This is a genomic window from Natrinema halophilum (assembly GCF_013402815.2).
Lineage (GTDB): Archaea > Halobacteriota > Halobacteria > Halobacteriales > Natrialbaceae > Natrinema > Natrinema halophilum.
Map to the genome: position 1 here is coordinate 1,891,547 of NZ_CP058601.1, position 21,209 is coordinate 1,912,755.

Consider the following 21,209-nt stretch of genomic DNA (forward strand, 5'->3'; position numbering starts at 1 on the left):
GAATCGAGCCGAACGCTTTTGCGCTTCCTTCTCATACCCATAGTCGTGAACCTCTATCGTAGCGCCCGAGCCGTTGCCGGGGCGTCCGGGACCGACGCGATCGACTGGCAGTCGGCTGCCGACGCTGCCAAAGCGGCTACGGACCCCGGGTCGCTCTCTCTCGAATCCGGTGAACGCGAGGCCTACGGCCGCGACGTCCGGGAGGCTCGAGAAGCAGTTCGGACCGTGTCCGGCGTGGATTTCGACGTTCCTGAGACCGTCGAAATCCAGAATCGCCACCATTGGATCGACGCCAACGTCGCCACCTTCGAGCGCGTCATGAGCACCCTCGAGACGCACACGGGAACGTTCCCCGGAGTCGCCCGGACGGTCAACACCGGCACAATGACCGTTTTGCTCGCCTTTCTCGGACGGAACGTCCTCGGTCAGTACGACCCGCTGTTGCTGGCCGACGGGCCCGCAAACGATCACGCACTGTACTTCGTCCGGCCGAACATCCTCAACGCCGCTCACAAACTCGAGGTCGACCCCGACCGGTTCCGCCGGTGGATCGCCTTCCACGAGGTGACTCACGCAGCCGAGTTCGGTGCCGCCCCGTGGCTCTCAGACCACCTCGAGCGACGCATGGAAGACGGAATCGCGACGCTCTCTGAGGGGTCGATCGACCGAGAGGCGTTTCGGGATCTAGACGCAGCGATGACCGTCGTCGAGGGCTACGCAGAACTCCTCATGGACCTCGCCTTCGACGACGAATACGAGGACCTCCGGCGCAAACTCGACCAGCGACGTCAGGGTCGTGGCCCCCTCCAGCGACTGGTCCGTCGCCTGCTCGGCCTCGGACTCAAAGAACGCCAGTACGAACGCGGCAAGGAGTTCTTCGAACACATCGTCGCCGTTCGCGACCTCGAGACGGCGAGTCTGGTCTGGACACGGCCCGAGAACCTCCCGACTCAGGACGAACTCGACTCGCCAGGACAGTGGATCCGACGCGTCGACCCCTAGCCATCAACCGTCAACTGTCGACCGGTACCCGTTCAGAACCAACGGGGGTCGTTCTCCACTCGGGTGACCAGTCTCGTTCGCTACCTCACTGTTCGCTACCTCACTGTTCTCCACCTCACTCGAGTGAGGTGATGGTCACTCGGTCGCAATCCCAAGGAGGGACCAGAGCAACACGCTACCGACGACGAGGCTGCCGAGTATCGTCGTGCCGATCACCGCAACCGAGGCGTTGCTCTGGAGTGCGATCAGCCCCCCGGACAGTCCGACGAGGAGAACGAACAATATACCGAGCTGATCGGCCGTCTTCATCCGGTTTCGCCACCGAGAGGGGCCGCGACTGCGGCTCATATTTCGGTCGAAGCGCTGACGTGCATCACGGCGAAGCGCCAGTTTGGACCGTCGGGATCTTCCGGCTGTTCGACGAGCGTACCGCTCCAGCGACTGTCGAACCGGTGCCGATCGCCGCGTTCAGTGTCCGTCCAGGCCATCGTCACTTCGTCCGCGAACGTCGAAACTCCGTCCCATTCGGCGACGACGAGATGCCTGCTCTCGAGCGACCAGTTTGCAGTCGCTTCGGTCTGTTCTTCGAGAGCCGTGACGATCTCGCCCTCGCCGAATAGGGACTCGCTGATGCCGAACTTGACGGTCGAATCGTCGCGAAGAAAGTACGGCCCGAGCGGATCGCCGTCGCGGAGTGCATCGTAGTAGTCGCGGACGACCGCTTCCGCGCGTTCGCTCGATACCATGACTGTACCTTCGCAGGCAGTTCCCAAAGAGCCACCGGGCGCAAACGCATGGGCACTCGGCGCAAACCCATGGGCACTCGGCGCAAACCCATGGGCACTCGGCGCAAACCCATGGGCACTCGGCGCAAACCCATGGGCACTCGGCGCAAACCCATGGGCACTCGGCGCAAACCCATGGGCACTCGGCGCAAACCCATGGGTCCCTCAAGGATTCGAGCGACGCGGCTCGCCCTACATGAACCCTCGATCGACTTCGTCCGTTTCGATCAGGTCTTCGAGTTCCGAATTCAGCAATTCGTCGGCTTCCTCGAACCGTTCGGAGAGATCATCGAGTTCGTCCGGTCGGTCGTACTGGTCGTATTCCATCGGCCCGAAGGCGGGGCTCTCGATGGCATCCATTACGTCGTCGAACAGGTCCTGCGGACGGGTCGGCGCGTCAGCATGGGTCTCGAGAACGGTCTCGAGACGCTTCGAGACCGTTTCGACCTGGTCTTCGTCCTCGGGCGGGGATTGGACGGCAAAGCGGCCGCTGGAATCCCGTTCGGGAAGGAACGAACCGAGCTCGTCGTCGAGATTACGAGCGACGTGCGTGCCGACGCCGCGGACCTCGAAGGGGTTCTTTGCGTACGTTTTCAGGAAAAAAACGCCGGCCCGTGGATGCGCGAGATACATGTCTTCGCCGACACCGCTCGCTCGGTCGCCGGCGACAGCACGCCAGTCCTCGGGATCGACGCTCCGTTCGGTGACGTCCTCGAGTATGTCCTGCCACTCGCGAATCCGCATGGCCGAGCGTTGGGACGCCGGCCGAATGAACGTATCGATTGACCCGAACGATGCCACGAGCTGATTGACCGCTCTCCACCGGTCGATTCGAACCAAAAGGAATACGTCAGTTCCCCCATCAGAGACCGTAACCAACGCTTTCCCTATGTCTGGCCGCCACCAACTCTCGCTTGTTGAACTGTTTCGCGCCGCGCCGGCAAAGAGTTCGCTGCTATCGCTTGCACCGCTCGCACTGGCGCTCGGTCAGTTATGCAATAGTTTCGTCAACGGCGTCTCGCCACCCGTCGCGATCGGCTTTGCCGTCAGCATGATGGCGTTTGCCGTCATCGCGATGAGACATCACGCCGCAGAACACCGTATTCGGTTGCTCGAGGCCGACCACGGGATCGAGCAGGCCTGAGCGTTCGCTCGATTGTCCACGCAGTGGGTTTAGAAAGTACTGCGAGTCAGGCCCGACGAGTGCTATGCGCCCGGTCCGGGTTCGGTCGCGACCCGTCTCGCCTCACGAGCTTCGTAAGCGTTGTAACCCGCTATCCCGGCGATCAATAGCCCAGTGGCGAGAGTACTCCAGAACAGGCTGCCAGTCATTCGGAGCAGGGCGGTCGACACGATTAGCCAGATGCCGAGAACGGCGATCAAAGACGCGATGCCGGTGCTGACTGGAATGTCGTTGATCAGTCGATAGTAATTGTAACCCGCGGCTGCCAGGACGACGAGACCGACCAGGACATTGTTCCAATGCGACGCCGCTGTGGTCTCGAAGACGGTAACTGACAGGGTGACCCACGCGCCGAGTGCGGCAACGAGCAGGCTAAGAACCGACGTCTTGCGCCGCCGTTCCTCGTTAGCGACCTGGGTCGATTCGTCGCGCGGATCGCGGCCGGCTGACGGTCGGTCCCCGACACCGGTTCCGGAATCGATGTCGGCGGCTGCCTCTTCTCGCCGATTGGTCGGCCCCTCGTTAGGTTCGATTCCGGCATCGGAATCGGCCTCGGACCCGCTTTTTGACCGACGATCGTCGCCGTTGGGGTCGCTCATTGCATCGAGCGTATGGTTCGCTCTCTCAAAAGCATCCTGTCCGTTTCACTCACCGTAACATTTTGAGAGCGACTGAGACCGTCAGTAAGAGCATATTACTGGTGCTCGACGATGATCCGAGAGGTTCCGGTGGAGCGAAACGGATACAGACTCACCCCGGCACCGGCGACCGATAGCGTTTTTGATCGCTCGCTCGTGACGATACGCTGTGTACGTACGCGGAACCGTCGCGGGCGAGGTCGAGGTACGGTCGGTATCGACGAGCTATGGCGAGAGCGACCTCGCCGACGTCCCCCTTCGGCTGACCGACGAAGCGCAAACCGGTACTGCGCCTCCTGCACGGGACGATGGCGAGACGGCAGCGGTTGCCGGCGGCCGCGAGACGACAACGGTGACGCTGTGGAACAAATGGACAGAGTCGGCCGAACTGCTCGAGCCGGGGATGGAACTGCTCGTTACGAACGCAAAACAGGAGGACTACGAGGGCGAACCGAAGTTCGCGACCACGGGAGATTCCTACGTCGTCGTCGAACCCTCGTTTCTCGTCAGCGTCACGTCGATTCGCAACTGGGTCGAATGTCCACGACTCTACTACCTGAACAAGCTCTCCGGAGTGCCGCTGAACTACCCGGTGGTGAAAGGAACGCTCGTCCACGAAGTCTTCGGCGATTTGCTCCGCGGGCGGAATCTCGAAGAATCGATCGAGGCCCGGGTCGAGGAACGAGGACTCGAACTCGGACTGCTCGGCGAGACTCCCGAAGCCGTCGCCGAGGACGTCCGAGAGAACGCGAAAGCGATCGAGGGGTGGCTCGAGCAAGGCCGGTTGACGGGTGAAGAGAGAGCGGCTGCTGCCGCCGAAGATGGGGCGGCTGCTGCCGCCGAAGATGGGGCGGCTGCTGCCGCCGAAGATGGGGCGGCTGCTGCCGCCGAAGATGGGGCGGCTGCTGCCGCCGAAGATGGGGCGGCTGCTGCCGCCGAAGATGGGGCGGCTGCTGCCGCCGAAGATGGGGCGGCTGCTGCCGCCGAAGATGGGGCGGCTGCTGCCGCCGAAGATGGGGCGGCTGCTGCCGCCGAAGATGGGGCGGCTGCTGCCGCCGATAGCTCAGATCGAGCATTCACGCCTCAGGAGAGCAGTTGGCGGTCGGAGCAGCTCCTCATTAGCGAAACGTTTGGTATCCGCGGGCGAGCCGACGCAGTCCGCCGCGGTGCACCGGTCGAACTCAAGACGGGCAAGAATCTGAAGAAAGAGCCCCGGTTCAAGGACAAAGTTCAGGCGGCCTGTTACGCGCTGTTGCTCGAAGAACACGGTAGTGACGTCGACACCGGGACGCTGCTCTACACGAAGAATTCGGCGCTGGATCGCAACGAGGAGACCGGCGATCTCACTCCAGCGAAGGAGTTCTCGATGGGCAACGGCCTCCTGAAATACGTCGTTCGGCTGCGCAACGAAATCGCGGCGACGGAGACGGCGGGCGATATCCCGACCGGCTACGAGGCCGACGCGAAATGCGAGTACTGCTTCGAACAGGACACCTGCATGGTCGTCTCCGGTCGGCTCGACCAGGAGTCGAAGGCCGGCCAGATCGGGCAGTCGCTGCCCGACGAGGAACTCGAGTACTTCGATCGGTTCTACCGGGCGATCGAGGAGGAGCGCCGAGCGGTCCACCGCGAATACGCCAAACTCTGGGAACAGACGGCCGAGGAGCGAGCCGACGACGACCGCGCACTGATCGACCTCGAGTTCGTCGAGAAACAACCGCTCGAGGGCGGGCGCTGGGAGCTACGGGCCCGTCGAACCGGCGGCGCGACGTCGAAGCTCCGCGAGGGCGATCTGGTGCTCGCGAGCGATGGACATCCGGTTCGCGGCGATTCGGAACTCGCGATGATCGAACGATTAGACGACGACGTCGTGCTCACCGCAGACGAGCCGGTCGAAGTCACCCGGCTCGACGTGTACCCCTCCGAACTGACGACCGACCGACTGCTCGTCGCGATGCACGACGCGCTCCTCAAAGGAGCCGAACGACGGAAGGACATCCTGTTCGGGAGAGCCGATCCCGAGTTCGCCGCGATCGACGAGACCGTTATCCACAACAACGAGCGCCAGAACGAAGCCGTGACGAAGGCCGTCGGCGCGAAGGACTGCGCGCTGATCCACGGCCCGCCGGGAACCGGGAAGACCTACACCATCGCCCGCGCCATCCGCGAAATGATCGATCGTGGCGAACGCGTCCTGCTGTCAGCCTTTACGAATCGGGCGGTCGACAACGCGCTCGAGGCCGTTCTCGACCAACTGGACGACACCGTCGACGACGATCGAATCGTCCGCGTCGGCTCGGAAAGCGGCGTTCGTAACGACATGGAGCCGTACCGGCTCGAGCGAGCGGGCGATCCCGAGGATCGCGTCGCGAAGATACAGAACGCGCAGGTGGTGGCTGCGACGACGGCGACGTGCGGCTCGCGGGTGATGAAAGAACAGGCCTTCGACGTCGCGCTGGTCGACGAAGCCGCCCAGCTCACGGAACCCGGAACCTGCGCGGCGATCAATCTGGCCGAACGGTTCGTCCTCGTCGGCGACCACGAGCAACTGCCGCCGGTCGTTCGGGCCGAGGGCGGGACGAAAACGGTCACCGGTGACGCGGGTGACGACGTGTCGCGAGCGCACGATCTCACCGAGTCGCTGTTCGAACGGCTCGTCGATCTCTACCCCGAAGCCGGGGTCATGCTCGACCGCCAGTATCGGATGAACCAGCGCATCCAGGCGTTCCCGTCGACCGAGTTTTACGACGGCCAGCTTCGCCCCGCGACCCCAGCAGTCGCAGGACGGACGCTCGACGACCTCGAGGGCGTTTCGAGCGACGCGTTACCCGCGACGCTGGAGGACCCCGTCTCGTTCGTCGACGTGAAAGGAGACCGGAGTCAGTATACGGATAGCGAGGAGGCAAGCCGAATCGCCGAGCTGATCGACTCGTACGAAACCGCAGGCCTCGACCGCTCCCAGATCGGTGTTATCGCTCCCTTCAGGGCGCAGGTGTCCGAGATTTCGAAACACGTCCCCGACGACGTTACGGTCGACACAGTTGACCGATTCCAGGGCTCGAGCCAGGAGGTTATCATCGTCTCCTTTACCGCGACCGGTTCGCTCGAGGGGCCGATATTCGAGGATTACCGACGGATCAACGTCGCCCTGACTCGGCCCAAACGTGCGCTCGTGCTGGTTGGCGATTCGCGGGCGCTTGCGTCCGATCCCGTCTACGAACGGATGCTCGAGTGGGCCCGTCGGTGATTCGGACCGTCGTTCGATAACCGACCTTCGACGCGACTTATCGCTCGGGCGACCCTCGTGCGAGGAGACACTTCACGTTGCCACGCCAGACCGAACCGAACGACCGAGAGGACACGGTAGCCGATCGGCTGATATCGATGTTCGTGAATGCCGGGCCCGATCGAGGGCAAGCGATCGAGGGCAAATCGCCCCACCTGAGTTCGCCCACTCTGCGTGAGCCGAACTACAGTTCGCCGCGCAGGACGACTTCGTCGTCGACTCGTTCGAGCATATCCTCGGTGACGTGGTAGTCCTCGTCGTCTTGGCCTTCCCACCCGACGGACGCGAGCAACTGTTCTGCCAGGCTCGGATCGGGATCGACGTACGCCCTGCCGTCTTCGACTGAGGCGACGATACCGAGTTCTTTGCCTTCGACGTCGACGACCGTCTTCCCAACGTCGTCATCAGACAGTGATGCGGACATGTCTGCGGGTTTGGTGGCTGACCCGGTAAGTGACCGGCCGTCCCGTGCTGGTTCGGATCTATCGGGGCTGGAGATCGATCGCGGCAAGCTGTTTGCGGGTGACGGACGAATTGCAGACGCACCCCGAGGAGCTTTGACGCCCAAAGCTTGCATACGCTCCGCGGAGGTATTTGACAGTTGCGAGCGAGAATATGACGCACCCACAGCCACTACCCCATCATGACATACACTCTCGAGATCAGCGACGATTTGAAAGAGCGACTTGACAGCCATCTCGAAGAAGGAGAGACCCACGAGGAACTCATCGAAGAACTGGTTTCGATGTACGAAACCGAGGGGACCTTTCTGCAAGAGGGATACTCCGAATGAGGGAGTTCCGTATTCGGGCGCTTCCCGGCCGTACCGTCGACGGACCGTGTTTCGGTCAGTAGTTGGGGTTGCCGCCGCCAGCAGATAACTCAAGTTCACCACAAATTGTGAGAGAGGATGACACTCAAGTAGCTGGTCCGGGTAGAGGGAAGTATGCACCTGCTAGTCGCCCTCGAGGATTCGGAGCCGGGATGGGCGGCACTCGAGTTCGCGTGTGCGGAACACGTCGACGACGAGATTACGGTTCTTCACGCCGCAGACCCGACGAACAGCGGTTACGGCGAAGTTGCACACCTCGGAGCGGACGTGTTGATCGAGCGCCTGCGGGAAGAGGCGGCGGAGTTACTCGCAGACGCCGAAGATCGGGCGGCCGAATACGGCTGTTCGCTCGAAACGGTGGTGTCTGTCGGTCAGCCGTCGGACGAAATCGTCGATTACGCGGTGGAAAACGATGTCGACCTGATCGTCGTCGGAAGCCATGGCCGGACCGGCTTCTCGAGAGTGCTTCTGGGGAGCGTTGCAGAGCGTGTCGCCCGACAGTCACCCGTTCCGGTGACGATCGTCCGGTAGGGGTCACTTCGATCCAGAGCGAGTCCGGTTCGCCGGACGACGTACGCACCACACAGTCAGCAGTCCACTCGAGGCGGCCGATCACGTCCGGCGATTCGTCGCTACCAGCACTGAAATCGCGTGCCATGGGCATTAGAATCGGGTTTTGCGGCCCACTCGCTCCGAAGCGATTCGTACGGGGAACCCGACAATCAAGGGGAACTGCGACGTATTCTCGATCGTAACAGGACAGACTAATTAAGGTCCGCTACAGTCACGCTTGCATGAACGACCGTTACGACGTAGTCATCGCCGGTGCCGGTCCCGCCGGTGCGCAGTGTGCCCGCGATCTCGCCGCCAGAGGGTACGACGTCGTCGTCCTCGAGACCGAGGCCGAGGACGAGTTTCCCCGACAGAGTAACAAGTCTACTGCGGGGACATTCCCCTCCATGATGGCGTCCTTCGGTATCCCCGACGACGTGGTGATGCAATATACCGACAGCGTCGTCCTCGAGTCGCCGACGGAACATTACGTTCGCGAACAGCCCGGTGCAGTGCTCGAATTCGCCGACTTCAAGCGCTACCTCGTTGCGGACGGCCGCGACGACGGCGCAGAGTACCGGTTCGAGGCCCGCGTTACCGCCCCGATCATGGAAGGCGGTGAGATCGTCGGCGTCACCTACAACGGCGACGAAGCGGTCTACGGCGACATCGTCGTCGACGCGACGGGCCCGGCCGCCCCGCTCGCGAAGAAACTCGACGTCGTGGATCTCAAACGCGAGAACCACGCGATCGGCATCGAGTACGAGTTCGAAGGGATCGACATCGATCGCCCCGGGTTCGCTGACCTGCGCGACGCGATGATGCTCCGCCTCGATCACGATATCGCGCCCGGCGGCTACTCCTGGATCTTCCACACGGGCGAGGACACCGCCAAGGTCGGCCTCTGTTACATTCAAAACGACAGCCACGCCCAGTACAGCCGTGAGGATTTCAGCATCGATGATTACCTGAGCCACTGGCTCGACACCGACCCCCGATTCCGGGACGCCGAACGAATCGAAGGGAAACAACACCGCGGTTCGGCACACATACAGGCGCCCGGAAAGCTCCACACCGACCGATTCATGGCAATCGGCGATACCGTTCCGACGGTCGACCCGCTCTGGGGCGAAGGCATCAACAAGTGCATGCAGTCCGGCCGCGCCGCCGCCGCCGCCGCCGACAGTTGTCTCAAACACGGCGACATCGAACCGTCCACGGAGAACCTCGCAGTCTACGATACGCTCTGGCACCGCGACGTCGCGCCCAACGCGAACACCCGACTGCTGATGACGCAACTGCTCTATCTCGCGCCCAACGAACGCTACGACAAACTCATGCAGGATCTGGGACGCCTCGGCGACGAGACGCTCGCCAATGCGAACAACGGGAGCCCCCTGGCCATCGCACGTCTCCTCGACCTCGAGGATATTCCGCTGCTCGCGCAGTTCGCGAAACAACAGTTCGGATTCGATTTCGACGGTCTGTTGTCGTAATTGCCGGCCAGTCGTCTATACACGTACTATCGTCCTCGGACTACCGGGGCGATTCGACCGCTTTTCAGGCGAGAAACGTCGATTCGAAGGATCGGACGCTCTCGTCGGTCCCAGCGATAACGAGTTCGTCGTCCGTCTCGAGAACGAACGTATCGGGATCGAACTCAGTGATAGTATCGCCGTCTCTGACGATGGCGAGAATCGTACAGCCCGTTCTCGATCGGACTTCGGCGTCGACGATCGTGTCGCCGGCCAAGCGACCGGCCGGGAGTCTCACGACATCGACCTGCCGGTCGACGGCCAGGACCTCCTCGTCTTCGAAGACGGTCGAGGCGATCATCCGGCCACTGACCGTCGCCAGCGACTGGACGTAGTCCGCCCCGGCGCGGTACAGCTTCTGGACGTTTTCCGCGTCGTTCGCACGGACGACGATGTCGATCGACGGATTCAGATCCCGAACGACGAGCGTTGTGAAGACCGCGGTCGTATCGTCGTCAAGGGTAACGATCACCGCGGATGCGTCGTCGACACCCGCCTCGCGGATCGCCGCCGGATCGCGAGCGTCCCCGACGACGTCGACGCCGTCTTTCTCCGCAGTATCGAGAATGGTCACCCGGGAGTTCGTCGCTTCCAGGGCGTCACAAGCCGCTGCACCGGCTTCCCCGTAGCCGGCTATCACGACGTGCTGTGCGGCAAAGGGGTGGACCGTCGACGCGGCTTCCGCCCGTAACGTATCGATCTGACTCGGTTCGCCGGCAACGAGCAGTCGCGTTCCAGCGTCGATTTCGCGATCTCGCGGGATCGGACTCTCGAACGTTCCGTTGAACCACGCTCCGATGCAATCGACGCCGAAGCGTTCGCGAAGCTGGAGCGTGTCGGCGGTCTGCCTGGCGAGATCGCTCTCCTCGGCGATCGAGAGCTCGACCAGTTCCAGGTCGTCGCCGATCTCGATGCCCTCCTCGACGGTGGTCGTTACCGCCGTCGGCACTCGGTGAGCGAGACTTTCGCCGAGCAACTGCCGCGGCGACAGCACCTCGTCCGCGCCAGCGATTCGGTGGTACTCTCCGAGGCGCTGATCCTCGACCAGCGTCACGACCCGCACGTCCGGATTCGCTTCCCGGGCAGAGAGAACGATACTCGCGTTCGTATCGTCGGCCGAATCGGCCACGACCGCCGTCGCCTGCCCGATCCTGGCCTTTCGGAGGACCGCCATCGACTCTGGATCGCCGTGAACGACCCGGTATTCGTCCTCGTGGAGCGCCGTCGCTGTCTCCTCGTCCGGTTCGACGACGACGTACTTTCGCCCACGGGACTCGAGTTCCTCGATGAATGCTTCGCCACGGGGTGTGTACTTACAGATGACGACGTGATCCTCGAGGTCGGTGACAGCGGTGGGCGGCGTAACCGCCAGCGTATTCCGGAGCCACGGAACGGCGAAGACGTCCGCCGCTGTCAGGATCAGTCCGATTCCTGCGAGTTGCAATCCGATCGTCAGCACGTACATCTGCGGCGTAGCCCACCCCGCATCTTCACCGTAGCCAGTCGTCGTGAACGACTGAATGACGATCCCGAGCGATCGAAAGAGCGGCTGCGGGTCGTTCTCCCACGTTGCCATCCCATAATTGTACAGCAACGTAGAGCCGACGGTCGTCACAGCCACCAGGACGAGATAGTGGCGGGTGCGGCGAGATCTCCACAGTGACATACGCTACATATCTGAGGGGTGACTGTTGATGGTGTCGGTCGATTCGCCGGAACCGCTCGGCCGATCGGATGTGCGTACTCCGAGCCGTGACCGCTCGGCCGATCGGATGTGCGTACTCCGAGCCGTGACCGCTCGGCCGATCGGATGTGCGTACTCCGAGCCGTGACCGCTCGGCCGATCGGATGTGCGTACTCCGAGCCGTGACCGCTCGGCCGATCGGATGTGCGTACTCCGAGCCGTGACCGCTCGGCCGATCGGATGTGCGTACTCCGAGCCGTGACCGCTCGGCCGATGATCGAGGCTCGACGAAGCAGGGGACCACTCCGCTTTTGCCGTCGATATATATATGGCCAGTCCAATACGGCAGTAGATGGCACTCCTCGAAAACCTCACGCTCGTGTTCGTCGCCGGGTTGATTACGGCCCTGGCGACCGGGATCGGTGCGATTCCATTTTTCTTCTTCGAGAACGTTAGCGACAGGCGAAACGTCGTTCTATGGGGCCTCGCGTCGGGTATCATGCTTTCGGCGTCGACGTTCGGTCTCGTCGAGGAGGGGTTAGCCGAGGGAACGCCACTCGAGATCGCAATCGGAATCGCCGCCGGAGTCGCGCTCGTCGTCGTCGCCCACAACGTGTTGATGGACTCCGAAATCGACCCACAGGAGTACGAGGAAGCCGATTTCAAGAAGCTCATCCTTATTCTCGGTATTCTGACCGTCCACAGCTTCCCCGAGGGAGTTGCCATCGGCGTCTCGTTCGCCGATCTCGGTCTCGAAGGCGGCGCCGAACTCTTTGGCTTCACGATTCCCCTACTGGCAGTCTTTATGACGATCGCCATCTCGATCCACAATATCCCCGAAGGGACTGCGATATCGATTCCGCTGAAGTCGATGGGCATCTCCGAGTGGAAGATGATCTGGTGGGCCGTCTTCTCGAGTCTTCCCCAGCCGATCGGGGCCGTCCTCGCGTTCGGGTTCGTCCGGTACGCACGCGAGTTCCTCCCCTACGGCTTCGGTTTCGCCGCTGGCGCGATGATATATCTCGTGCTTACCGAGTTCATTCCCGAAGCGCTCGATATCGGTGAGCGACTGCCTCGAGGAGGCAAGCCCGAACTCGCCGGTGGCATCGTCGTCGGGATCCTCGTTATGGTGCCGCTGGCAGTCGTTTGAGTTCCCCCGTGCGAGAGCCGCCGTCGTCTCCGTCGGCAAGCAGAGAACGGTGATCTCGTCGGTCAGCGAAATCGATGACCTCTTCGGCAGGCGGAGAACGGGATCAGCCATTCACCAGGATCTTTACGGGTCTCGCCGTACGTTTCGGACGATGTTCGATACCATCCTGATCCCGACCGACGGCAGTGATCACGCCGAGGCGGCCGCGGAGACCGGCCTCGAGCTCGCAACCGCCCATGATGCGGCAGTTCACGTCGCCTGCGTCGCCGACACCGGTCCGCTGGGGGACCTCCGGCTCCCCGGTGACGCCGCGAGCGCCGAAGACGCGATGCGCGGTCGCGCACAGGAGTACGTCGACACGATCGTCGACCGGGCGGAATCAGCCGATCTTGACGTTACCGGCGCTGTGCTCGAGGGACCGCCGGAGAGTGAATTGCTCGAGTACGCGCGAGACGTCGATGCCGATGTCGTCGTCATGGGAACACGCGGCCGTGGCGGCGTACACCGGATGGCGATGGGGAGCGTCACCGATCACATCATTCGATTCGGCGATATTCCGGTATTCGTCGCGAACTCGGGCGTGGAGTCGGAGTGAGAGACTCCCTCACGGATGGGCCTCGCGTGGGTCCGATGTCTGGAGCTACCGGGCGATCTCGTTGATCGCCTCGGTTCGGCGGCCGATCGACCAGCCGATGAGCGCGAGTCCCGCGTAGATCCCGATCGCAGGCAGCGCGTAGACCCCGACGATCCCCTCGAGGGGAATCCCGAACGCGTCGAAAGCCAGCATGAACAGCAACGAAACCAGAAGGAGCGCGATACCGACGTCCGCAAATCGCATGGTAGGAAACTCCTGGCTCTCGGGATCAGCTCTCACCCGACCGAGGGCGTAGAACACGAGCGCGTACGTCACCCAACCAGCACCGACCGTCAGTACGGTCAGTAGTACGTCGTCAGGGAGGTATCGGGGAACGAACAACAGGTGAAGCACGAGCGTCATTAGTAGCGCACTGCCGAGCAGAACGAACAACAGCGGTCGTCGGTCACCGTTCATCACATACACTGACTGTCTCGCCGTCCATTACTATTGCGTCGCCGACGGCTTTCATGGCAACCGATTCCGAGCTATCACTACGAGCGATTTCGGGCTATCACTACGAGCGATTTCGGGCTATCACTACGAGCGATTCCGAGCTATCACTACGAGCGATTTCGGGCTATCACAACTATCACAACCGAGAATACGTCCGCGTTGCACCGAAACCGCGACTGTTTCCACGCGGGCTGCTACTCGAGAACCCGCCCGTGTTCGTCGATTTCGCCCTCGATGATTCGGGTCGAAGAAATACGCTCGCCGTCGTCGGCGCGAACGTAGGGCGCGACGATTCCCGATAGCGGTTCCAACCCGCGCTCGCGCCGCTCGTCGTTGATCGCCTCGAGTTCCGGGGCCGTCTCCGGGGAAACGACCAGCGCGTCGATCGATGGATCGTCGGTCGCGATCCCGTGTTCGGTCTCGAGTTCCCGGATTTCGACCTCCCGGTCCCACTCGTCGACGTCGACGATGGCGTCGGCGGCGCCGTCGACGCGATCGTCGAACGAGGGAATCGGACGGGGTTCGTGGCGCGTATCGACCGCCAGCTCGTCGCTGGTCAATGCGACGACGACGCCGTCGTCGCCGAATCGGAGCGCGTGCTCGAACAGCGCCCGGTGCCCGTCGTGAAGCGGTCCGAACGTGCCAGCGACTGCGACTCGCATGGGGATACTCGAGCACGAGGAATCCCTTAACGATGGCTGTACATTGCCTCGAGGGCAAGCCTCGAATTTGCACACGAAATCGCGGTCACTGCAGCACGGATCGTTCGAGGCTGTGACCAGCGCGGGCTAAGGGAGTCGGTGAAACGATGGACTCACCGCTTGCACTGCTGCGACCAGCGAGGATTCGCTGCCGCGAATTCGCGAGCGGGGCGTGCAGTGACGTTCAGCGACTACTATCGTTTCAGGTCCTGACTTCGAGAAGGTCGGCCGTGGTCGCCACCGTCGCGAACTCGTCTTCGAGGTGGGCCAGCGCGGTGCGGTGGACCGTCTCCGCGTCGAAGGTCTCGCCGTCGTACGTCCGCTCGAACGTCGCGGTCGCGTCGGCCACCACGATCGGCTCGAAGCCGAGGTTTTCCGCCATCCGCGCACTCGTCGACACGCAGTGATCCGTCGTGAGGCCAGCGAAAACGAGCACCTCGAGACCCCGATTGCGAAGCCAGCCCTCGAGATCGGTTCCGATGAACGCGCTGTTGACCGACTTGGTCATCGTCGGCTCGCACTCGAGGGGGCTCGTCTCCGGTTTGAACGCGAAACCGGGTCCGTCACCTCGGAGCGGCGAGTCCGGTTCGGTCGAGTCGTGCCGAACGTGGACGATTGGCCGTCCCCGTTCGCGCCAGCGCTCGAGCAGTTGCACCGCGTTCGCTTCGGCGTCCGGGTTGTTTCGCTCGCCCCACGACGAATCGTCGAACCCCTGCTGGAAATCGATCGCAACGAGGGCAGCGTCCTCGACTCGATCGAGGATCGAGACCGCGGCGTCGGCAGCGCGATCGGTGGCAGTCATGGAAGGTGGGCAGCGGGTTTCGGATGCGTCCGGGTGATCGTGATCGGACACGTCGACGGTGCTTGCGATTCGTCCTCCGAAAACATGTACTGGGGCCACTCACGGTCGCCCTCGACGCCCCAGTCGCCGAGATCGGCGTGCGGGCAGACCCCGTCGTATTCCTCGAGTCGATTCTGTATTACGTCACGGGCGCGCTGGCCGGCCGCGGTATCGGCCGTAACCTCGAGGTCTTCGAACAACGCGCGAGGCTGGAACGTGATCTCGAGACCAACTGGGCAGTACCGGCTCTTTCGCGTCTCGTAAAACGGCGCCCGACAGGTCGGGAACATCGGTTCGCCACCGAGACAGAACTCCCAGTGTGGATCGTCTGGATCGGTGGGGATGTCTTCGGGCCACGGCTCGGTATCGTGGAGGTGCAGCGTCTGTAAAATGTGCCAGAGCGCGTCGTGATAGGACGCCTCCGAGAGCGGGCGCTCGGGCGGCTTGAAGAAGGTTACGAGCGAGGCCCGCTCCGAGTGCTCCCGATAGCTCTCGAGGTACTCGATGATCCGATCCCGCAGCGTCAGTAACGCATCCGCGTCGCTCATCGATGGCACTGCGGTGTACAGCGGCTCGCCCTGCTGGACCGATTCGACGCCGAAGAAACACGGGAACGGCGACCCGTTTCGCTCGCCGAGCAGGCCTGCCCGGAACGACTCCCAGTGGTCGACGACCCACGTCGGCGCGTCACCGCTGTGAACCCGCCGATCCAGCGTTTCCTGATCCATTAGTGACTGGAGACCCGGCTCGTTCATGCCTCTGGTTGCTTCTTTGCGCTCGCGAAAATGTAGTTTGCGTTCCGCGCGAGACACATTCAACGCGAGAATCCGCACTCGTGTCCGCCAACCGGCTTCGGCGTCACGGTCGCGACCGGCTGCCATCGGTCTGTACTCAGCCGATTTGGATTGGTTCGATGTCGTCGCCCCGAGTTACGGTCCCACCCTCGAGGATGCGGGCTCGAAGCCCGCCGCGATGGACGAGCGCTTCGCGGAGACCCTGTTTCTCGAGGTGTCTCTCGAGGTACGAACACGGCTCGCACAGTTCCGTTCCCTCACAGACGACCTCGCCGATCCGAAACTGACGGTCGATCAGGTGGTTGAGCGCGATTCCCTCCGTCGTCAGGTTCCGCCGATGAACGCCGGATTCGAGGTCGATATTGTAATCGCGCTCGACCGCGGTCAGCGTTTCGGTCTCGATGAGCGTGAGATCGCTTCCGTCCCGCTCGGCGAATGTCCCGTCGGCGCTGAAGTATCGATCGCCCTCGAGCCCCTGGTCTGCCACCGCAGTCACGCTGTCGACCTGCCGTACCGACTCCCCTTGTTCGGGCGCGAGATGGATCGATCGGACTCGGCCAGTCATAGCTCTGTCAGGGGCCTCCTCCGTGATAGGTCTCTCGATGCAAGAGTCGGTCGGAGAGGCGGCTGCCGTCGATTTCGATACTCACTCTTTCTTTCGTCGAACTCGCTGGCTACACTCGAAAATCACGCTGTGGGTCGATTGAGACGAAACTCGCTCTGGGACGCATCGGGGCGTCGCTTGGTCGTGCCCGTTACACCCGCTCGGGTAACCAGCCGCCGTCGACTTCGATATTTTCGCCGCTAACGTACTCGCTGGCCGGGTCGAGAAAGAAATACAGCGGCTGAATCAGATCGTCGAAGTTTGCCGGTCGGCCGCGGGGCAGTTCGTCGGGGAATTCGTCGGAGTTTTCCACGACGTACGGCGAGATGGCGTTGACCGTGATATCGTCGTCTTGCGTGTCCGCGGCGAGCATGCGCGTAAACATCAACACGCCCTTCTTCGCGACGAAGTAGGGGAAGTTCTTCGGACTCACGAGTCCCGTCTCGCTCGAGGCGTAGCCGACGTTGACGATACGACCGTACTCGCTCTCTCGCATCGAGGGAAGCGCTCGCTTCGAACAGAGGTAGGTCCCGTTGAGGTTCGTCTCGAGAACCCGGTTCCAGGTTTCGAACTCGAGGGCAGACCAATGCGACGGCGCGAAATCGCCGACGTTGTTCACCAACACGTCGACCTCGCCGAGTTCAGATTCGACGGCCGCAAAGAGTCCGTGAACGCTATCTGGATCAGTCACGTCGGCCTGTACCGTCATCGCTTCGGATGCTCCGCGTTTGCGGGCCGCCGCGGCGACATCGCGGGCGGCATCGGCGCTCGTGTGATAGTGAACAGCCGTCCGCGCGCCACAGTCGGCCGTCGCCAGCAGGAGTTCGCGGCCGACGCCTCTCGCGCTGCCCGTGACGAGCACGGTCCGATCCGAGAGATTCGGTCCATCCATGCGTCTCACCAGGTCGACTGTGTGGAAAAAATATCCGAAACTCGAACGCTGTTGTCTGTTTCGAGAAGAGGGATTTACATCAGTTCGAGTCAGTAGTTGGTACTATGACGTTAGAAACCGTCCTCCTCGCCGTCGGACCCACTGACGCAGATCGAATCGGTCAACTGGCCGACGCAGTTCTCGAGGTCGCGATGCCCGCCGACGCCACCGTTGTCCTGGCACACGTCTTCACCAGCGACGAGTACGACGAAGTGCTCGATCGCCTCGAGTTCGACCGAACCGTCGACGAAATCGAGCCTGATGCGGTCGCCGCCCGCCACTCGACGATTCACGATCTCGAGGACGTCTTCGACGAACACGGCGTCGACTACAGTGTTCGGGGAGCCGTTGGAGATCACGGATCGACGATCGTCGACCTGGCGACGAGTACCGACGCCGACCGGGTCGTCGTCGGCGGACGGCGGCGCTCGCCGACGGGGAAGGCCGTCTTCGGCTCGACGGCGCAAGAAGTGTTGCTGTCAGCGCCCTGTCCCGTTACGTTCGTTCGAAGCGACGATCACGCTGGGTGATCGTGCCTCGATCTGTACCGATAGGTCGTGGCTTCAGGTGAATATCGTCGCTACCCGTCGGTGCGTTTGTCCGACGTAGAACAATCTCGGACCGGCCGCATCACCCCCGGCGGATAGCGGGTCACCGTCTATCTTACTTCGGCGAGAGAATCCGGCCGTTTCCGGCGAGGAGGATGTCACCCGTGTACCGCCGCTCACTGCTTTGTGTTCACTTGCAACTGAGTTCGGTCACTACCGCGGATAGCTCGAAACGGTAGCTGGGGAACAATTGCAACGACGAGAATCCTTAAGCGGATAGTCCGTCCACTGTTTCCGTATGGCAATCAATACGGTTTTACTTGCGGTCGGGCCGATGGACGCGGTACGTGCGCCGGAACTCGCCGACACGGTGCTCGAGATTGCAGACCCCCTCGGTGCGAAAGTCGTGATCGGCCACGCTTTCACGGAAGACGAATACGAGGACGTTCACGACGACCTCGGCTTCGATGCTCGGGCTAAAGACGTCGATCCGGACGAAGTCGCCGCTCAACGCGCACCGGTCCCCGAACTCGCCGATCGGTTCGAAGAAGCGGGCGTCGAGTACGAGATCAAAGGGGCGCTCGGCGAAGTCGGAGCCAAAGTCGTAGATATGGCAATCGAGGTGGATGCGGATCGAATGGTCGTCGGCGGCCGTCGGCGCTCCCCAGCAGAAAAAGCCGTCCTCGGCTCGGTCTCGCAGGAAATCATCCTGCAGGCCCCGTGTCCGGTGACATACTTCCGAGATCTCGACGTGATGGAGTAACAACTCGGATCGACGTCAGTTCCGATTTCCATAGTCGCGTCGAACGTCATCGCATACCCCGCTCGCGAATTCACGGCCAGCGAGTACTCGCTGGCCGCAGCAATGCGAGCGGTGGGTGAGTCGCTTCGACGACTATAGCTTCCGGGATGTGATTTCGAAACGGTTCATCAGCAAAGCGGGTCCGGTTTCGCAACTGTCGGCGTTCGTCGGCACTGCTTCTACCGGAACCGTAACGGATAGAAATCGCTACTCATTGTCGAGTATAATCTGGGTAGTTAAGTACGCCCGCGGTCGTCACCTAGGATAACATGGTCTACTATGCGGGCGTCGATCTCGGCGCGACCAACGTCCGGGCCATCGTCGCCGAGGCCGACGGGACGACGATCGGATCGAGTCGCCGATCCACGCCGCGCGGGCCGACTGGTATCGACGTGACAGAAGGAGTACTCCGAACGCTTCGTGAGGCATGCGGTGAAGCCAGAGTCAATCCCGAGCGGATCGCCGCCGCGGGGATCGGTTCGATCGGCCCGTTCGACCTCGCAGAAGGTGCGGTGATCGATCCCGCGAACCTTCCCGATTCGATCGATCGTATCCCCCTGACGGGCCCGGTCGCGAAGTTGATCGACAGCGACGAGGTTCACCTCCACAACGACACCACAGCAGGCGTCATCGGCGAGCGGTTTCACGCCGCGAGCAACCCCGACGACATGGTCTACATTACCGTCTCCTCCGGAATCGGCGCCGGCATCTGTTGCGACGGCGAGATCATGGGGGGCTGGGACGGCAACGCGGGCGAGATCGGCCACTCCGTCGTCGATCCGTGCGGTCGGCTAACCTGTGGCTGCGGCCGCGACGGCCACTGGGAGGCGTACTGTTCCGGCAACGCCATTCCCGATTACGCTCGATTGCTCGCCGAAGACGATCCGTCGATCGAGACGGCCCTCCCGCTCGAGGGGCCGGATTTCACGGCGAAAGACGTTTTCGACCTCGCGGGCGAGGACGAACTGGCCGACTACGTCATCGACCAGCTCGCCCACTGGAACGCGATCGGCGTTACCAACGTGGTCCACTCGTTCGCGCCGATCGTCGTCTCGTTCGGCGGCGCGGTCGCGTTGTACAACGAGGAACTCGTCGTCGATCCGATCCGCGATCGCGTCGCGGAGATGGTGATGACCAACGTTCCGGAGATTCGCGTCACCGATCTCGGCGACGACGTCGTCGTCGAAGGGGCACTCGCCAGCGCCATGACCGGTGGGACGGGCGACCGGCGGCGACTGCGCGGGTGAGTCAGGGCATTTGGGATCCAGTTGCCATCCATATTTCTCCCATCGATGATTGAAGCGAAATGGACGCTCGTGACCGGTCCATGATGTCGATTCCCGTCCCGGCTACAGGGACTGGATAGTCTCTCCGTTCCCTGTATCTATACGAAGGTCACTCGAACAGGAGGACACATGGAAGCGTATCAGGAGCCGCGGCTCGTAACATCGTGTCGGATACACCTGATTCTCCCTGTATGAATGTTGGATTCGTTATGTGAGCACGTTCGGTCGAGGTTCGAAATTGCCCTGTATTGCGCTCTCAATCGATGACCTTTCCGAGCAATCTATGTGCGTTGCTGGCGGTCCCATCCTTTTCGGTCTCGGTTTCGAGGAGGAATTCGATTCGTCCACAGTTTCCGTTCGCTACGCTGTCTACTGGGAAGAGTTCGTGACTTGCTTCGGTGTCGCGTGAACGAACGAGATCCCGTTCGATCAATTCGTTGGAAACGTACCGTGACATCCCCAGACGTGAGAGGCCGATTCCCGTCCGACCGTGACTCCATCCATCGGCAAACTCCGAGTTGGTCCACGGGCGGAGGTCTGGCCAGTTCGACGCTGTTTCGGAGAACACGTGCGCTTCGTATTCGAGTGCCTCCGTCGCCGCATCCAGATATCTATCGTCACCAGTCGTGTTGTACAACCGGACGAGCGAATACGCGATTCCACTGATACCATGGAGGAAGCCAGCCAACGGAGGACAGTCTTTGAGAGTGGTCCACACGCGGTATCCAGATTCTGATTCTGTTCGATTCTTGAGCAAGTAATCGCCCCGCTCGCTCGCGAAGGCAACGAGATCTTCCGATCCGTATCGTTCATTGAGTGCGAGGAGTCCGAGAATAGTCCCGGCTGACCCGCCCTCCACGTCGTACGTACGATCAGTGACGAACTCCTCGTCTCGGAGCAAGTCGGCAGCGTGGAGGCTCGATCGAAGTAGTTGTTCGTCATCGAGTAAGCACGTCTATATGTCT

At 62.1% G+C, this 21,209-nt stretch carries 23 protein-coding genes and 1 pseudogene; 11 read left to right on the forward strand and 13 right to left on the reverse strand.

All coding sequences use genetic code 11. The features are described 5' to 3' along the window. Positions 1-45 precede the first annotated feature (45 nt). Entirely contained in the window at positions 46-1,002 is a 957-nt protein-coding gene (locus HYG82_RS29970) for a zinc-dependent metalloprotease (RefSeq protein ID WP_179260729.1), read from the forward strand. Between the two features lie 135 nt (positions 1,003-1,137). On the opposite strand, the gene HYG82_RS29975 is transcribed toward HYG82_RS29970, so the two are convergent. The 3 genes from HYG82_RS29975 to HYG82_RS29985 all read right to left on the reverse strand — a co-directional run bounded on the left by HYG82_RS29975 (position 1,138) and on the right by HYG82_RS29985 (position 2,531). Then, complete coding sequence (locus HYG82_RS29975) at positions 1,138-1,350, reverse strand: hypothetical protein (RefSeq protein WP_179260730.1); 213 nt, start codon at positions 1,348-1,350, stop codon at positions 1,138-1,140. Further along, positions 1,347-1,748 carry a nuclear transport factor 2 family protein gene (locus HYG82_RS29980; RefSeq protein ID WP_179260731.1) on the reverse strand — a complete coding sequence of 134 codons (402 nt, stop codon included), beginning with the start codon at positions 1,746-1,748 and terminating at the stop codon, positions 1,347-1,349. Before HYG82_RS29980 ends, HYG82_RS29975 begins: the two co-directional genes overlap by 4 nt. Positions 1,749-1,979: 231 nt before the next feature. Beyond that, positions 1,980-2,531 carry a hypothetical protein gene (locus HYG82_RS29985; protein WP_179260732.1) on the reverse strand — a complete coding sequence of 184 codons (552 nt, stop codon included), beginning with the start codon at positions 2,529-2,531 and terminating at the stop codon, positions 1,980-1,982. Positions 2,532-2,676: 145 nt separating this feature from the next. On the opposite strand from HYG82_RS29985, the gene HYG82_RS29990 reads away from it, so the two are divergent. Next, positions 2,677-2,931 carry a hypothetical protein gene (locus tag HYG82_RS29990; RefSeq protein ID WP_179260733.1) on the forward strand — a complete coding sequence of 85 codons (255 nt, stop codon included), beginning with the start codon at positions 2,677-2,679 and terminating at the stop codon, positions 2,929-2,931. Positions 2,932-2,993: 62 nt separating this feature from the next. On the opposite strand, the gene HYG82_RS29995 is transcribed toward HYG82_RS29990, so the two are convergent. Beyond that, positions 2,994-3,569 carry an SPW repeat domain-containing protein gene (locus tag HYG82_RS29995; protein WP_179260734.1) on the reverse strand — a complete coding sequence of 192 codons (576 nt, stop codon included), beginning with the start codon at positions 3,567-3,569 and terminating at the stop codon, positions 2,994-2,996. Between the two features lie 208 nt (positions 3,570-3,777). Here HYG82_RS29995 and HYG82_RS30000 point away from each other — a divergent pair, with 208 nt between their 5' ends. Further along, a complete protein-coding gene (locus HYG82_RS30000; RefSeq protein WP_179260735.1) occupies positions 3,778-6,855 on the forward strand; it encodes an AAA domain-containing protein in 3,078 nt (1,025 codons plus the stop codon). A 223-nt stretch (positions 6,856-7,078) separates the two neighbouring features. Here HYG82_RS30000 and HYG82_RS30005 read toward each other — a convergent pair whose 3' ends face one another. After that, positions 7,079-7,318 carry a hypothetical protein gene (locus HYG82_RS30005; RefSeq protein ID WP_179260736.1) on the reverse strand — a complete coding sequence of 80 codons (240 nt, stop codon included), beginning with the start codon at positions 7,316-7,318 and terminating at the stop codon, positions 7,079-7,081. A gap of 219 nt (positions 7,319-7,537) precedes the next feature. Here HYG82_RS30005 and HYG82_RS30010 point away from each other — a divergent pair, with 219 nt between their 5' ends. From HYG82_RS30010 to HYG82_RS30020, 3 genes are all read left to right on the forward strand, one after another. Next, positions 7,538-7,687 (forward strand): DUF7557 family protein, encoded by a 150-nt coding sequence (locus tag HYG82_RS30010; protein ID WP_179260737.1) that lies wholly within the window; start codon positions 7,538-7,540, stop codon positions 7,685-7,687. A 153-nt stretch (positions 7,688-7,840) separates the two neighbouring features. Next, positions 7,841-8,257 (forward strand): universal stress protein, encoded by a 417-nt coding sequence (locus HYG82_RS30015; RefSeq protein ID WP_179260738.1) that lies wholly within the window; start codon positions 7,841-7,843, stop codon positions 8,255-8,257. Between the two features lie 263 nt (positions 8,258-8,520). After that, positions 8,521-9,774: a digeranylgeranylglycerophospholipid reductase gene (locus tag HYG82_RS30020; RefSeq protein WP_179260739.1), complete on the forward strand. Its 1,254-nt coding sequence runs from the start codon at positions 8,521-8,523 to the stop codon at positions 9,772-9,774. 64 nt (positions 9,775-9,838) lie between these two features. Here HYG82_RS30020 and HYG82_RS30025 read toward each other — a convergent pair whose 3' ends face one another. Beyond that, on the reverse strand, positions 9,839-11,479 hold the full coding sequence (locus tag HYG82_RS30025; RefSeq protein ID WP_179260740.1) for a potassium channel family protein: 1,641 nt from the start codon (positions 11,477-11,479) through the stop codon (positions 9,839-9,841). 370 nt (positions 11,480-11,849) lie between these two features. Here HYG82_RS30025 and HYG82_RS30030 point away from each other — a divergent pair, with 370 nt between their 5' ends. Together HYG82_RS30030 and HYG82_RS30035 are read left to right on the forward strand one after the other, a co-directional pair. Beyond that, positions 11,850-12,647 carry a ZIP family metal transporter gene (locus HYG82_RS30030; protein ID WP_179260741.1) on the forward strand — a complete coding sequence of 266 codons (798 nt, stop codon included), beginning with the start codon at positions 11,850-11,852 and terminating at the stop codon, positions 12,645-12,647. Positions 12,648-12,798: 151 nt separating this feature from the next. Continuing rightward, positions 12,799-13,242, forward strand: coding sequence for a universal stress protein (locus HYG82_RS30035; protein ID WP_179260742.1), 444 nt, complete (start codon positions 12,799-12,801; stop codon positions 13,240-13,242). A gap of 45 nt (positions 13,243-13,287) precedes the next feature. Here HYG82_RS30035 and HYG82_RS30040 read toward each other — a convergent pair whose 3' ends face one another. The 6 genes from HYG82_RS30040 to HYG82_RS30065 form a co-directional block, all read right to left on the reverse strand. Beyond that, positions 13,288-13,698, reverse strand: coding sequence for a hypothetical protein (locus HYG82_RS30040; protein WP_179260743.1), 411 nt, complete (start codon positions 13,696-13,698; stop codon positions 13,288-13,290). A 233-nt stretch (positions 13,699-13,931) separates the two neighbouring features. Continuing rightward, positions 13,932-14,399 (reverse strand): phosphopantetheine adenylyltransferase, encoded by a 468-nt coding sequence (locus tag HYG82_RS30045; RefSeq protein WP_179260744.1) that lies wholly within the window; start codon positions 14,397-14,399, stop codon positions 13,932-13,934. A gap of 241 nt (positions 14,400-14,640) precedes the next feature. Then, complete coding sequence (locus HYG82_RS30050; RefSeq protein WP_179260745.1) at positions 14,641-15,240, reverse strand: cysteine hydrolase family protein; 600 nt, start codon at positions 15,238-15,240, stop codon at positions 14,641-14,643. Then, complete coding sequence (locus HYG82_RS30055) at positions 15,237-16,034, reverse strand: YqcI/YcgG family protein (RefSeq protein ID WP_179260746.1); 798 nt, start codon at positions 16,032-16,034, stop codon at positions 15,237-15,239. The genes HYG82_RS30050 and HYG82_RS30055 overlap by 4 nt, the downstream gene beginning before the upstream one ends. Before the next feature lie 136 nt (positions 16,035-16,170). Next, positions 16,171-16,638, reverse strand: a complete 468-nt coding sequence (locus HYG82_RS30060; RefSeq protein ID WP_179260747.1) for an MOSC domain-containing protein — start codon at positions 16,636-16,638, stop codon at positions 16,171-16,173. Positions 16,639-16,828: 190 nt separating this feature from the next. After that, positions 16,829-17,569 carry an SDR family NAD(P)-dependent oxidoreductase gene (locus HYG82_RS30065; RefSeq protein ID WP_179260748.1) on the reverse strand — a complete coding sequence of 247 codons (741 nt, stop codon included), beginning with the start codon at positions 17,567-17,569 and terminating at the stop codon, positions 16,829-16,831. Positions 17,570-17,673: 104 nt separating this feature from the next. Between HYG82_RS30065 and HYG82_RS30070 the strand changes: the two genes are divergently transcribed. From HYG82_RS30070 to HYG82_RS30080, 3 genes are all read left to right on the forward strand, one after another. Beyond that, positions 17,674-18,138: a universal stress protein gene (locus HYG82_RS30070; protein ID WP_179260749.1), complete on the forward strand. Its 465-nt coding sequence runs from the start codon at positions 17,674-17,676 to the stop codon at positions 18,136-18,138. 316 nt (positions 18,139-18,454) lie between these two features. Further along, positions 18,455-18,919, forward strand: a complete 465-nt coding sequence (locus tag HYG82_RS30075; RefSeq protein ID WP_179260750.1) for a universal stress protein — start codon at positions 18,455-18,457, stop codon at positions 18,917-18,919. A 308-nt stretch (positions 18,920-19,227) separates the two neighbouring features. Then, complete coding sequence (locus HYG82_RS30080) at positions 19,228-20,205, forward strand: ROK family protein (protein WP_179260751.1); 978 nt, start codon at positions 19,228-19,230, stop codon at positions 20,203-20,205. Between the two features lie 295 nt (positions 20,206-20,500). Here the strand turns inward: HYG82_RS30080 and HYG82_RS30085 are convergent. Then, positions 20,501-21,178, reverse strand: a pseudogene (locus tag HYG82_RS30085) (lanthionine synthetase LanC family protein); the annotation flags it as partial. Positions 21,179-21,209: the final 31 nt, after the last annotated feature.

What these genes read in the sequence shown, in the direction of transcription:
- HYG82_RS29975 (WP_179260730.1), bottom strand. Translation starts at nt 1,350, where the DNA reads ATGAGCCGCAGTCGCGGCCCCTCTCGGTGGCGAAACCGGATGAAGACG.
- HYG82_RS29980 (WP_179260731.1), bottom strand. Translation starts at nt 1,748, where the DNA reads ATGGTATCGAGCGAACGCGCGGAAGCGGTCGTCCGCGACTACTACGAT.
- HYG82_RS29985 (WP_179260732.1), bottom strand. Translation starts at nt 2,531, where the DNA reads ATGCGGATTCGCGAGTGGCAGGACATACTCGAGGACGTCACCGAACGG.
- HYG82_RS29990 (WP_179260733.1), top strand. Translation starts at nt 2,677, where the DNA reads ATGTCTGGCCGCCACCAACTCTCGCTTGTTGAACTGTTTCGCGCCGCG.
- HYG82_RS29995 (WP_179260734.1), bottom strand. Translation starts at nt 3,569, where the DNA reads ATGAGCGACCCCAACGGCGACGATCGTCGGTCAAAAAGCGGGTCCGAG.
- HYG82_RS30005 (WP_179260736.1), bottom strand. Translation starts at nt 7,318, where the DNA reads ATGTCCGCATCACTGTCTGATGACGACGTTGGGAAGACGGTCGTCGAC.
- HYG82_RS30010 (WP_179260737.1), top strand. Translation starts at nt 7,538, where the DNA reads ATGACATACACTCTCGAGATCAGCGACGATTTGAAAGAGCGACTTGAC.
- HYG82_RS30015 (WP_179260738.1), top strand. Translation starts at nt 7,841, where the DNA reads ATGCACCTGCTAGTCGCCCTCGAGGATTCGGAGCCGGGATGGGCGGCA.
- HYG82_RS30020 (WP_179260739.1), top strand. Translation starts at nt 8,521, where the DNA reads ATGAACGACCGTTACGACGTAGTCATCGCCGGTGCCGGTCCCGCCGGT.
- HYG82_RS30025 (WP_179260740.1), bottom strand. Translation starts at nt 11,479, where the DNA reads ATGTCACTGTGGAGATCTCGCCGCACCCGCCACTATCTCGTCCTGGTG.
- HYG82_RS30030 (WP_179260741.1), top strand. Translation starts at nt 11,850, where the DNA reads ATGGCACTCCTCGAAAACCTCACGCTCGTGTTCGTCGCCGGGTTGATT.
- HYG82_RS30035 (WP_179260742.1), top strand. Translation starts at nt 12,799, where the DNA reads ATGTTCGATACCATCCTGATCCCGACCGACGGCAGTGATCACGCCGAG.
- HYG82_RS30040 (WP_179260743.1), bottom strand. Translation starts at nt 13,698, where the DNA reads ATGAACGGTGACCGACGACCGCTGTTGTTCGTTCTGCTCGGCAGTGCG.
- HYG82_RS30045 (WP_179260744.1), bottom strand. Translation starts at nt 14,399, where the DNA reads ATGCGAGTCGCAGTCGCTGGCACGTTCGGACCGCTTCACGACGGGCAC.
- HYG82_RS30050 (WP_179260745.1), bottom strand. Translation starts at nt 15,240, where the DNA reads ATGACTGCCACCGATCGCGCTGCCGACGCCGCGGTCTCGATCCTCGAT.
- HYG82_RS30055 (WP_179260746.1), bottom strand. Translation starts at nt 16,034, where the DNA reads ATGAACGAGCCGGGTCTCCAGTCACTAATGGATCAGGAAACGCTGGAT.
- HYG82_RS30060 (WP_179260747.1), bottom strand. Translation starts at nt 16,638, where the DNA reads ATGACTGGCCGAGTCCGATCGATCCATCTCGCGCCCGAACAAGGGGAG.
- HYG82_RS30065 (WP_179260748.1), bottom strand. Translation starts at nt 17,569, where the DNA reads ATGGATGGACCGAATCTCTCGGATCGGACCGTGCTCGTCACGGGCAGC.
- HYG82_RS30070 (WP_179260749.1), top strand. Translation starts at nt 17,674, where the DNA reads ATGACGTTAGAAACCGTCCTCCTCGCCGTCGGACCCACTGACGCAGAT.
- HYG82_RS30075 (WP_179260750.1), top strand. Translation starts at nt 18,455, where the DNA reads ATGGCAATCAATACGGTTTTACTTGCGGTCGGGCCGATGGACGCGGTA.
- HYG82_RS30080 (WP_179260751.1), top strand. Translation starts at nt 19,228, where the DNA reads ATGGTCTACTATGCGGGCGTCGATCTCGGCGCGACCAACGTCCGGGCC.